The following is a 12,629-nucleotide window of genomic DNA, read 5'->3' on the forward strand; positions in this document are numbered from 1 at the left end:
TGCCGGCGCAGTGAGTGCCGTGGAAGTGATCGTCCATGGGATCCCCGTCATCGTTGACGAAGTCGTAGCCGTGCACGTCGTCAATGAACCCGTTGCCGTCGTCGTCCACGCCAGGGGTTCCATTGAGCTCGAGCGTGTTGACCCACATGTTCGCGGCCAGGTCGGGGTGGTTGTAGTCAATGCCGGTGTCGATGACGCCCACCACGATATTCGTGCTGCCGGTGGAGATGTCCCACGCTTCGGGCGCGTCAATGTCGGCGTCGAACTTGCAGCCGTAAACCGACACGGTCACGGCTGTGTTCGTCCGCGTCAACAGCAGCGCTCCGTCCGTATCCGATATCGCGAGCGACGGCAGCCATGCACCGGCTACCTGGAATGTCCCCAAAAGGTCGCCGTAGACGTTGTTGTAGATGATCACGGCCGTCGCGCCCTTCGCCTTGGCGTTGGCCGCCTTCTCCGCGAAGGTCAGCGTTCCGCGCTGGATCAGGGCGATGTTGTTGCTGACCCCCGCCGGGAAGTCGCCTGGATTCCCGATCCCGCAGTGGTACAGCGTGCCGGTCACGCCGTTTGTGACCGGGGAAAAGGCGATCGCCGATCCGGACACCGTGTTCGTGGCCGAAACCACCGTGCCGGTGGCTGCGATCTGGCTGGTGTTGTGCATCCCGTACAGCTCGCTGAATCGCGGGTCATTCGGAAAAGTTTGCGTCGCATACACCACGTAGTCCGGGTTCACGTATTCCACCGGGGCGGAGGGATGACTCAGCGCCGCCACGGCATTCGGGACCGTGTCCACCGTGGCCTGGTCGAATGCCACCAGATAGGTTCCCGGACCCGGCACCCGCAGCTTGCGCAGGATTGTGCCGCCATGGGCCTGCGCATAAGCCGCCAACTGGGCCTCGGTCGTCCCTTCCGTAACCTTCAAGGTCACGTGGTTGGCGACCATGGCGGTCTGGCTCAACAGAGTGTCGAGTGGTGAGTGGCGAGTGGCAGGGGAAGGGACGCCGGACTCAGGACTCAGGACTCCTGACACCTGGCCCCTGACACCTGACACCTGAAGCCTATCCACCACCCTGACCAGCGGATACTTCATGCGGGTCTTCACAACCCGCACGCGCTCGTACTGGCCGTTGGCGTCGGGCGGGCTGGTGCGCTCGTCGAGGATCTCGTTCGCCGTGTAGCGGTCCTTCACGCCGCCCGGGTCCATCACACCTTCGTTCCCGGCTGCCAGCGGGCTGGCCACGTGCGTGTTCGGGCGGGATGGCGCAGGCAGCCTGGACGGAACACCGGCGGTCGGAGTCAGGGGCGAGTCCGATAACGGCGGCGCGAGCGGTGGCGCACCCTGTTCATCCGTGGGCCCGGAAGCCGGCGAATCTTCCCCTGGCACTGCTGTGGCGCCCACGGCCGCATCCAGCACGACACCTTGAGAAACAGCCCGGCCCTGACTTGCAGAAAAACCGCTTTTTGAAAACAGGCCCCACAGCCCGACCGCAAGAACACCCGTCAGACTGCCGACAACTACCCATCCAAATGGCTTCTTAGGCATATTCTGCTCCACCCCATTGACTGATAAGAAATCGCTTGTCAGTCGGCACGGGCAAACGCCCGATGACCGGTCTGAAAGGAACGACTTGATAGGGTAATACTATAGCTGAATCAGGGTGGGGCGTCAAATCGGGAGGGGTGAATCAGAAATTCTCATTCTAGTGATGAGCACAGCCAACCAGTCGAAATCGAAATCGCTATCGGGGCCGAATTTCTGGCTTTCGCGAAGATTTCGGTCCCGATCCCGATAGCAGCACCCAACCGCTCCCGCCGCACCCGAAGACCCCCCGCGTTGCGCCGTTGTCTTCTCCGAAACGGGTCCTAATCTTCCAGCAGAAGCCGATAGAACTTCGTCCGCACGCTCCCCACGCTGTCCGTATGCACGTTATCCGGCGGCGTGGCGAGGATGTTCGATCCGAGAATCAGGTTAAAACCGTCTGTCAAATTCGTTGACGCCTGCAGGGTGTACAGCTTGTTCGAGACGCTCTGCCACCGCACCAGGAATTCGCCTGCAACCCCGCCAACGGGGAGTTTGGTGAATCCGAGATAAGAGGTGTCGTCGTCCGGGTTGGTTCCGGCGAGGTACTCTTCCCGATTGCTCATCCGGTCGCCGTCGGAATCGGCGCCGTCGGCACGGATCCCGCCGAAATAGCCCAGATACCAGTCGTCGGGAACGAGATTGCCCGCGCCGGGGAAACCGGCGGGCTGGGCGAGGCCCACGTACAGATCGTCCACAACTCCGCCCGATCCTTCGATCGAAAAACAGGTGGGCCGTGTCTGCGGCGAGGCGAAACCGAGGTTCTCAGCCACGGCCGTGCCGTCGAGGTAGAGATTCCACGTCTGCGAGGCGTAATCGGCCCGGACCGTCAGCCGCGCCCAGGCGCCGGCCGCGCGCGGCGTGTGGTTCATCAGCACGACCCATTCGGTTCCCGCCGGGCGCGCGCCGTCGCAGACCACCAGTCGGCCATCGTTGTTGAAGAGCATCCCCGCAGCGGCGTCGGGCACGCTGTCCGGCACAGTCATGCCGGCCACCTTCTGCCGCAGGTCCAGCCAGACCACCGTCAGCGGCGCGCCGGTGAACGCCTGGCTCACCGCCGTTGTCGTGGACTCGGGGTTCGCGATCTCCAGCGCGCGGATACCTTCGAAGACATCGTCCGACTGCACCAGCGCCGTGTTGGCCGGCACGGCCACCCACTTGTTCTGGCCGTTCAGTTCGCCCAAGGTCACGGTATCCGACTCGAACCGCTCGACGAACGGCAGCGCGCTCGTCTGCTCGACCACATTGGTCGCGCGCCCGAGCCGGGCTTCCCAGTCGTCGGGCAGCCCGTCGCCGTCGGTATCGGTTGCAGGGGGACTATCGTTGTCGATCTCGGTCGCCGTGACCATGACAGTTTCCAATCCGGGCGCCGAGCAGGTGATGGCAGCGCTCCCTTTGGCGGCATCACCGTCCTCGGCCGCAGCCAGTGTCACGGTCTGCCAAGTATTCCAATTCCCCGGGGTAAAGGTCAGGCTCGCGCCGGACTGCACCGATAGGTCGGTGTCGCCGCTCGTGCGCACGACGGCAACGGTCACGTCGACGGCGGGCTCGGCCGCGAGTTTCACCCGGAACGCGGCCGTGCCGCCTTCGGGAACCCCTACGAACGAGACGCTGGTCACCAGGGCATCGCCGCTGGGCGGGGGCGTTACCGTGATGTCTGCCTCGGCCGACGTCGCGACGGCGTTGCTGTTGTCCGTGGCTTGGGCCGTCAGCGTATAGGCGCCCACCGTCACGTTGCTCCAGGTATACTCGTACGGGCTGGTCATATCCTCGCCCAGCAGGGTGGCGCCGTTGAAAAATTCCACCTTGGCGATCGTGCCGCTCGGTGACGAGGCGTCGGCCGTGAGCGTGATCGTGGCTGGCGCGACGAAGGTCGCGCCGTCCGTCGGCGCGGTCAGCTCACAGGTCGGCGCGTCGTTTCCGCCGTCGGCCAGGATGCGCAGACTGTCCACATAGAGAATCTCGGCCGCCGAATTGCACTGGATGGAAGCCCTGACCTGGAAGTTGGACACCATGGCATAGGACGAAAGATCAATCTCGGCCGCCTGATAATACGACTTGTCGTCATCGCCGTCATTCACCGTGAACACGGTATGCCAGGATCCGTCATAAACCTCCATCTGCGCCGTCTCGCCGGGATCGAAACCTACGGCTCTCCACTGAAACCTGAGCTTCGCGCCGGACACGCCGGTCATGTCCACTCCGCGCGTGGCGATGCCGTTGGTTTTCACGTACAAATACCAGGATCCCTCGCCTGCGAGCGCATTATCCTCTCTCCCGCCCTGACTGTAAGTCCACCCCGTGCTCCAGCCGGCGCTCCCGACGCCGCCCTCAAAGAAGTCATAGGCCACTGTCTCCTCTTCCGTCGCGGCCACCGTCGTCTCCTTCCAGGCCGCGGCGCGCCACTCGTCCATCACCAGGGCCCGGACCGTGTACACGCCGGGTGTGGTGTAAGTGTGCGTGAGCACGTTGCCGTTGGTCAGGCTATAGTCGGGAGTCTTGGTCCAGCCATAGCCGTTCATGTACCACTGCACCTGGTGTTCGAAATCGACGTGCGGGCTGTCGCTGGACGCCGCGTCCGGATCGGTGAAATTCACCGTGAACGTGACCGTCTGCCCCCGGGTCAGCGTGGAGTTGTCGGAGACAAGACTGCTGACGACCGGCAACTGGTTCGTGCCCGCCATCTTCGCGGCCAGCGACAGATCGCCGTAGTAGATGAAGCCGGGATCGCGGAAATAGGCATAAGGGGCAACGGGCAACTGCAAGATGCACGCCCCCCAACTCTCGCCCGCATTCAGTTGCTCCGATAACCAATCATTGTCCTTAAGAGACCGAGCGATCGTCAGAAACCCGGGCTCAGTCAGGTGTTTCGACCCGCAACTCATGAGGTTGGCGCCGAAGCCGGAAAACTGGTAGCGGGCTACCGAGCCGCCGATATCGCCCGCATAGCAGCCGGCGATGAAGGCGAACCGACCCATGAACGGTCCCGTTCCCGTCGCAGGCGAGTTGTGATCGTGTCGGTAGATCACCTCGCACCCCTCCCGCATGGGTGTCTCTATCGAACTGGTCGCAAGGGTATTGGTGTCGTCCCACACCTTGAGATAGGCGGCGACGTGGGACATATTGATCGGTCCCCAGTCATCGTAGGATTGACAGTACCAGGCATCGCGGGGGAGGCGTGACTGATCGGTGCGATAATAGTGATTCGCGTCAAGCGCGTTTCTGAGTTCTTTCACGTTCGACGAAGCGAACCGGCTCACCCAGACGTCATCCGGAGCCTGTAGCGTGGTCTGGTTGAACGTGGTGAGGTCCCAGTAACAGATATCGTATTCCGTCGGCAAGGGCAGGTTGTAACCGACCAGGATCGCGCCGCTCATCCAGTGGAGGTCGTTCGTGTAGATCGACCGCAGATAGGTCCACAACCCGGACACACTGGTGGTACTCCACCTCTTCACAATCGGCGCCCAGCCTTCGTTGCTCAGATCGGCTTCCAACCGGTGAACCTCATTCGACAGCTCCGGATACAGACTGTTCTGAACCACGATGACCACGGCCATGCCCGCCGGATCCCCGTATGGGCGCACCTTGATGCGCGCTGTGGCGATGTTGGAATTGGTCTCCCCGTCGTTCACCAGGTACTTGAACGAGTCCTCCCCCTCATAGCCCGGGCTTGGCGTATAGACGAAGCTGGCTCCGTTGATAACCGTGACGGTGCCATGCGCCACGTTCGACACCACCACCGCCGTCCAGGTTCCGCTCAAATCGCGATCATAATAGTCGGCCGGGTTGGTCGCACTCCCGTTCGGAAGGCAGAGGAAGCGAAAATCATGCGCCTGCGGCACATAGTTAAACGCGGTGAGCATTTGGATCGGCCTGTTAGCGGATGTCGTGGTGTTATCTCCGAGCTGGCCGGCGGAATTGTTGCCCCACGCCCAGACCGTGCTGTCAGACTTCAGCGCCAGGGAGTGATATTGCCCGGCGGCGACGGTGACGACGCCGGTGGTCAGCCCGGAGACCCGAACGGGAGTCGTCCGGGTTGTCGTGGTGCCGTCACCAAGCTGGCCCATCATATTCCACCCCCACGTCCAGGCCGAGCCATCGGACTTCGCGGCCATCGTATGCCAGTACCCCGCGGCGATGGCGACGACGCCGCTGGAGAGCCCGACAACTGGCACGGGAGTCCACCGGGCTATCCCGACGGTCCCGTCTCCGAGCTGGCCAAAGCCATTCGCGCCCCACGCCCAGACCGATCCGTCACTCTTCAGCGCGACGGTATGGGAATCCGCCGCGGCGATGGCGGTGACGCCGGTGAGTCCGGACACCTGCACAGGGACGAAACTGTTCGTACCGGTTCCGTCTCCGAGCTTGCCAAAGTAATTATCGCCCCACGCCCAGACCGAGCCGTCGTCCTTCAGCGCAACCGTGTGCACAGCCCCTGCGGCGACGGCGACGACGCCGGTGAGCCCGGGAACCTGCACCGGGACGAAACTGTTTATGTTCGTTCCGTTTCCAAGCTGACCACTGCCGTTGTTGCCCCACGCCCAGACCGAGGAGTCAGCTTGCAGCGCCACGGTGTGATCAGCCCCTGCGGCGACGGCGACGACGACGCCGGTGAGCCCGGAGAGATCGGAAACTTGCACCGGAACAGAACTGTCCGTGTTCGTCCCGTTCCCGAGCTGGCCATAGGCGTTGTCGCCCCACGCCCAGACCGTACCATCGGAGAGCAGCGCGACGGTGTGATTCCTGCCTCCGGCAATGTTCGTGACGCCGGAAAGTCCCAAAGCTTCAACAAGCTTGTACCGATTGGCGCCGCGCGTCCCATCACCGATCTGGCCATTGGAATTATCGCCGCACGCCCAAGCCGTGCCGTCGGCCATGACCACCAACGAGTGTGAATACCCCGCACTGATGGCGCTGGAGAACTCCCCCGCCCATGCCGGAGCCGCCACCGCCATCCAGGCGAGACCCATGATCTTCATCACCCTGCCAGCCCTGATTTTTGCGTTCATCGTTTTTCCTTTTTCGTCAAGTCCTCGGCGCGTCCAGCGCTTCGCGTGTCTCTTGGGTCAGTTGTCGCGCTGTGTCGCGCGCTTCCTTGATCTTCTCCTCGAAATACGCTCGCGGCTCCGGTTGGGAGGGTTTGTTTTGATCGAGAAAATCGGCGTATTGGTTCAAGCTGTTCACGGCGCGCGCGTCGCCGATTAGACTGTAGGCCTTGACGATCTCGGAGCCGTGAGCGAGATCGAGCCGCTTCTGCGCGCACAAATGGTCGAGCTCGTCCTGGAGCAGCGGCACCGCTTCGACGCGACGAAGCTCGCCCATCGTCCGGATGCATGCGGCGCGAACGGCGACGGCATGGCCATCATCCCGATTGCGCGCGGCCCTCATGACGTCGCCGATGGCGACGACCGCCTCGTCCCCGAGCACCTTGCCGGCGCTGCGGATGCATTCGCACAGCAGCGTGACATCGTGCGTGTTGACATCGCCGAGCTTCGACCGCAGAAAAGTGGCGACGGCCGGGTCGCGGATCGTGCCCAGCGCTTCCACAGCCGCGCGGTTCAGATACACGTCCTGACTGGCCAATGTCGTCAGGATACGGATCGCTTCGGCATCTCCGCGCGCGGCCAACGCGCTAATCTCGGCTTCGCGCTTTTCGAGGGGTATTTGAACGTCGGCAAAGCGGGCCACGGCCGGATCGACCGCCGGCTCCGCCACCGGGTCGGGTACGGGAACCGTCAGCCCAGGTTCAGGCGTTGCCGCCGAGGGGGGGGACGGACTGAATGCCAGCGGTCGGAGTCGGGATCGAACCTGATGGAAGCGGCACGAGCGATGACGAAGCCTGTTTCGGCGTTGTCCCGGACGCAGGAACTGATTCTGCAGGAACACCTTCTGCCGGAACCGTGGCCGCGCCGCGACCCCCAGCTTGCAACACCGCCCGGCCGTGACTTTCAGAAGAAACGTCTTTTGAAAATAGGAACCACAGTCCAACGGCAACAACACCGGTCAGACCCCCGACGACGATCCATCCAAATGGCTTCTTGAACATAGTCTACTCAACCCCATTGACTCCTAAGAAATCGCTTGTCAGGGCAGGGGAAAACCCCCAAACATTTCCCCAATACTATAGCAGAATCAGGGTGGGGCGTCAAATTGGGTGCGGGCAGCTTGACTCTTTCCCCTGATTCTGGCATGCTCCTGCGCATGGCATCGCTCTGTCAGAGCGGTTCCGGCATGCGTTCGGTCCATGCGGACCGAGGCCAACCGGAGCCAGTCGAAACGCGATTTCTTATCAATGAGCCGGCTGATGTTCACGCGGTCTGAAAGGGATTATTACGATGAGCAATCTGGATTGGCAGCGGCGGGTCAAGAAGTGGCGCGAGGCCATGCCTCGCCTGTTCTATCGCCAATTGGGGACGGTTGATCTGCAGGGGTTCTGCACGATGGAGCAACTGACCCTGGAGCAGGCGGAAAAGAAGAAGTTCCGGCCGATGCCAGCGGGAACGGCGTGGGGCGCCAAATGGGAATACGCCTGGTTCCGGGGCGAGGTGGTCGTGCCCACAAGCGCCAAAGGGGAGCGCCTCGTGCTGTGCATCGAGACGGGGGGCGAGTCGGCGATTTTTGTCAATGGCGTCGCCACCGGCGCGAAAGGGCACTCGGAGCGCGAAATCACGTTGACGCGCAAGGCCAGGGGGGGCGAAAAGTTCCACATCCTGATCGAGAGCTATGGCGGTCATGGGCGGTGGGAGGCCGGGGGGGGGCCGTGCGAGCACGGACGGGAAATGGTCCCCGAACCGGCACCCAAACAGACCCAGGTGGGAGTGACCACCTTCGGCATCTGGGAAGAGGAACTGTTCCAGCTCCGGATGGACACCGAGACACTGGCCCAGTATCTTGAGCACACGCAGGAGAAGGACTCTCTGCGGGTCGCGGAAGTGACCGAGGCGCTTAATGAGATGTCGCTGGCGGTGGATCTGGAATTGCCGCGCGCCGAAATGCTGGAGTCCGTTCGCGCCGGGCGCAAAATCCTGAAGCCCTTTCTGACGGCTCGCAACGGCTCGTCCGCGCCGACCATGCACGCCTTTGGCCATTCCCACATTGACGTGGCCTGGCTTTGGCCGTTGCAGGAGACGGAACGGAAGTGCTGCCGCACCTTCTCGTCGCAACTGGCTTTGATGGCGGAGTATCCAGAATATCGTTTTCTGCAGAGCCAGACGCACCTCTATCAGATGACCAAGAAGCGTTACCCGGCGCTCTACCAGCGCATCAAGCAGGCGGTGCGCTCAGGGCAGTGGATCGCGGATGGCGGCATGTGGGTGGAACCGGATACCAACGTGACCGGCGGCGAGTCGCTGATCCGGCAGTTCATCCATGGCAAACGTTTCTTCAGCGAAGAGTTCGGCGTGGACAGCCGCCTGATGTGGCTGCCGGATGTGTTTGGCTATTCCGCCGCGCTCCCGCAGATCATGGCCGGGTGCGGCATTGACTACTTCTCCACCCAGAAGATCTTCTGGAGTTACAGCGGCGGTTACCAGTTCCCGTATAACTGGTTCTGGTGGGAGGGGCTGGATGGTTCGCGCGTGCTGACCTATATCCACAACGACTACAACTCCCAGACCAAACCGCAGCATACGCTGGCGCGCTGGCACGAACGGGTCCAAAAAGACGGCTGGCACAAGGCCCGGCTGATGCCATTCGGATGGGGTGACGGCGGTGGCGGTCCGACCCGTAAGCACCTCGAATACCTGCGTCGGCAGGAAGACTGCCAGGGGTTGCCGAAGTGCCGACAGGAAGCGCCCGCAGTCTTCTTCGACGCCATGATGCGCTCGCCGGACCGTCGTAAGTTGCCGGTCTGGGCGGGAGAGCTCTACTTCCAGGCGCATCGCGGCACCTACACCTCGCAGGCCAGGACCAAGAAGGCGAATCGCCTGTCGGAGTTCGGGCTGCGCGAAGCGGAACTCTGGGGCGCGGCGTCGACCTGGCTGGCGGATGCCGCCTATCCGCTGACCCGCGTCGACCAGCTTTGGAAGGATGTGCTCCTCTGTCAGTTCCATGACATCATTCCCGGATCCTCCATCCACCGCGTGTACGAGGAAGCGGAGGCCATGCTGGCTGCGGTCATTCGCGACAGCCGCGCGATCGCAGACAAGGCACGAAGCGCATTGGCGCGCAAAGCGTCCGGTGCCATCACCGTGTTCAACGCCCTCTCCTGGGAGCGGGAGGCTTTGATCGAACTCCCGGCCGGCTTTGCCGGCGCGCAGGACGCGGCAGGCCAAGCCCTGCCGGTGCAGGTCATCGAGGGCCGCACTCTGGCGCGCACGCCAAAGTTGCCGGCTTGCGGCTGGCTGACGTTGCGCAAGGCTGCTCCAGCGGCTCCGGCATTGAGCGCGGTGCGCGCAACCCGGCAGTCGTTGGAAAATGAGCTCGTCAAACTGACGCTCAATGCCGCTGGTGAGATCACCAGCATCCGGGATCTGACCTGTGATCGCGAGATGGCGGCTGGCCCCTGCAATGCGTTCAAGCTCTATAAGGACGTGCCGAGCTGGTTCGACGCTTGGGATATCGACAGCCCCTACAAGTTTCAGCCCGTGGCGCTGGACGCCAAGGCCCGCATCGATGTCGTGGCCAATGGGCCCTTGGTCGCGACGCTGCGTGTGACCAGGCAGATCAATGAATCGGAGCTGACGCAGGAGATTTCGGTGCATGCCGGATCACCGCGCGTGGAGTTCCGTACTCGGATCAACTGGCAGGAGAAACACAAGCTCCTGAAGGTCAACTTCCCGGTTACCGTGCACAGTGAGGATGCCCTGCATGAGATCCAGTTCGGACACGTGCGGCGCCCCACGCACGACTCCATGGAGTACGATGCCGCGCGTTTCGAGGTCTGTAACAACAAGTGGACCGCGCTGACGGAGGAAGGGCGGGGTGCGGCCGTGCTGAACGACTGCAAGTACGGCGTCAGTGTGGAAGGGAACAGTATCAACCTGACCCTGCTGCGCGCCCCATTGGCTCCGGACATGACGGCTGACCGGGGTGTGCAGACGTTCGCCTACGCCTTCCAGTGCTGGAACAACGCGGCCTTCCGAGATGCCGGCATTGTGCAGAGCGGCTACGACTTCAACATCCCGGCCACGGTTCATCCGGGCAATGGCGGAACGGCGAGCCTCTTCGCGGTGGACGCGCCGAATGTCATCATCGAGACGGTCAAACTGGCCGAGGATGGCTCCGGTGATGTGATCGTGCGCCTCTATGAAGCCATGCGCACCGCCACGACCTGCACGCTCACCTGCGCGCTGCCGGCGCAGCGGGTGACGGTGGTCAACATGCTGGAGGAAAAGCAGGGCGTCGCCAGGCTCAAGGATGGCCGGGCTGCACTGGACCTGCGCCCCTTCGAGATCCGCACGCTGCGGTTCAGCCGCGGGTAACGATAGGGGAATTGGACAGGCCATGGTTAACAGTTTCTGAACGCAACCACTGATTCAAACAACAGATGGGGTGACTTATGAGTAAATGCATTTCACATTGGATGACCGGCCTAGTGCTGGTAGTGACACTCGTGCTCGTGCCTGTCTCGGCACGTGCGGGACTGTGCGCGAAATGTGTCCGCAAGTCGCATATCATGAACATGGGCAAGTGCGGGGGTTGTGGCGCAGCCACGACGAGCGGCTCGTTCTCGCTCTGTCCGACGTGTTCGGTGGCGCAAAACAAGTGCCAAGCCTGCAGCGCGGCACTTTCGGCCGTGTCATCGGTCGTGTCGTCGGCCGTGCCGCCGGTCGTGTCGTCGGCCGTGCCGCCGGTTGTGCCGCCCGTCGAGCCGCCGGTCGTGAAACCGGTCGAGCCGCCGGCCGAGCCGCCCGTCGTTAAAACTACAACGGATGTCAAACCTGAGGTCGTCACGCCTGCCGTGAAGTGAACCGCATCCGTCCTTCAACTCTATACGCTACAGGGGACTGGCGGTTGGGGTTCGCGGTAGCCGCTTTTCCTCCTGTTGGCCGGTTCCAACTTCCCGTTGCGTCTTGAGCAATGTGAGTGAAGGATGCCAGAATCGGAATCCCGGCACTCCGGGCCTACCCGTGGGGTGCGATCCGGAAGGCGACATCATCGTCCATGTTCGACGCATGGCCATCGGTGGTGAGTAATTCTGGAATGGCGCATTCGATCTTACCGTTTTGCGCCGAGATCGTCTGTGTGTCGAGATACCGACCCTGCCAGGTCTTGTACAGCCGCACCTCATACGCGCCATCGCGTAAACCGGATAGGGTGAAGGTTTCATTGGCGACGCCGACGCCCGGATTCACAATCCACCCGAAAATCAGCGCGTCGCTCTTCATCGCCCAGGCATCGCAGGCGCCCGCTGTGATCTCGGCGGGCTCCAGTTGCAGGTTCGCAAAGTCAATGTTCGCCACAAACTGCGCGAAGGACATCATCTGATTGTTGACCGCGCAATCGTTGATCTTATCCTCGTACCGCCACCAGAACGGCGTTGCGCACAGGCCATTGGCCAGGCTGACCCAGAGGGCGTTGTGACACATGGCGAGATAGCCGGGCGTGCCAGGCTCGTAATACGTGTGGTCCCAGCCGCATTCGCCAATGATCGCCGGCTTGCGGAATCCATGCCACAGGTCCCGCACCTGCTTGGCGTAGTTGCGGTAACTCACACGCAGTGGGTTCTCATCGCCCGGTTCCCGCTTGCCTCGGGTGGGCATTGGATGCCCTTGGGCCTCGTAAATTTCCCGCGCGGCAATGTCGAATATTCGATACCCGTCCGGCCACCATTCGCTTAGGCCACCGCTCAGCGTGCCGGTCGTGGGACGACGGTACGGGTCGTGTTTCTTGAAGAAGGCATGCGCCTTGCGGCACCAGGTCTCGGCCACGGCGCGGCCGCCATCGCGCCACCCTTCCGTGCCGTTGATTTCGTCCACAATAAACCAGAGAAACAGCGCCCGGCTGTACCCCCAGCGGGCCATGATGTAGCGAAAGAGCTTTTGCTGGTATTCCCAGACTTCGGCGCTACCGAAGAAATCACCCGCGCTGCTGATGAGACGGTACGGGT

General features: G+C 62.5%; 5 protein-coding genes and 1 pseudogene. 2 read left to right on the forward strand and 4 right to left on the reverse strand.

Going from position 1 to position 12,629, the window contains the following annotated elements; translation table 11 throughout:
- Positions 1-418: hypothetical protein (locus FJ222_09560; GenBank protein MBM4164669.1), on the reverse strand; the 418-nt coding region annotated here is incomplete at its 3' end.
- 3,415 nt (positions 419-3,833) lie between these two features.
- Here FJ222_09560 and FJ222_09565 point away from each other — a divergent pair.
- Positions 3,834-4,043, forward strand: coding sequence for a hypothetical protein (locus tag FJ222_09565; protein ID MBM4164670.1), 210 nt, complete (start codon positions 3,834-3,836; stop codon positions 4,041-4,043).
- A gap of 1,420 nt (positions 4,044-5,463) precedes the next feature.
- Here FJ222_09565 and FJ222_09570 read toward each other — a convergent pair.
- Both FJ222_09570 and FJ222_09575 read right to left on the reverse strand, forming a co-directional pair.
- A pseudogene (locus FJ222_09570) lies at positions 5,464-6,588 on the reverse strand (RCC1 repeat-containing protein).
- Positions 6,589-6,604: 16 nt separating this feature from the next.
- Positions 6,605-7,579 (reverse strand): hypothetical protein, encoded by a 975-nt coding sequence (locus tag FJ222_09575; GenBank protein ID MBM4164671.1) that lies wholly within the window; start codon positions 7,577-7,579, stop codon positions 6,605-6,607.
- 335 nt (positions 7,580-7,914) lie between these two features.
- Here FJ222_09575 and FJ222_09580 point away from each other — a divergent pair, with 335 nt between their 5' ends.
- Entirely contained in the window at positions 7,915-11,001 is a 3,087-nt protein-coding gene (locus tag FJ222_09580) for an alpha-mannosidase (GenBank protein ID MBM4164672.1), read from the forward strand.
- Here FJ222_09580 and FJ222_09585 read toward each other — a convergent pair.
- The gene (locus FJ222_09585) at positions 10,988-11,473 is read right to left on the reverse strand and encodes a hypothetical protein (protein ID MBM4164673.1); all 486 of its coding nucleotides are present in this window, start codon (positions 11,471-11,473) and stop codon (positions 10,988-10,990) included. The genes FJ222_09580 and FJ222_09585 overlap by 14 nt on opposite strands.
- Between the last annotated feature and the right edge of the window lie 1,156 nt (positions 11,474-12,629).

This window comes from Lentisphaerota bacterium (assembly GCA_016873675.1).
In the GTDB taxonomy this organism is placed as follows: domain Bacteria; phylum Verrucomicrobiota; class Kiritimatiellia; order RFP12; family JAAYNR01; genus VGWG01.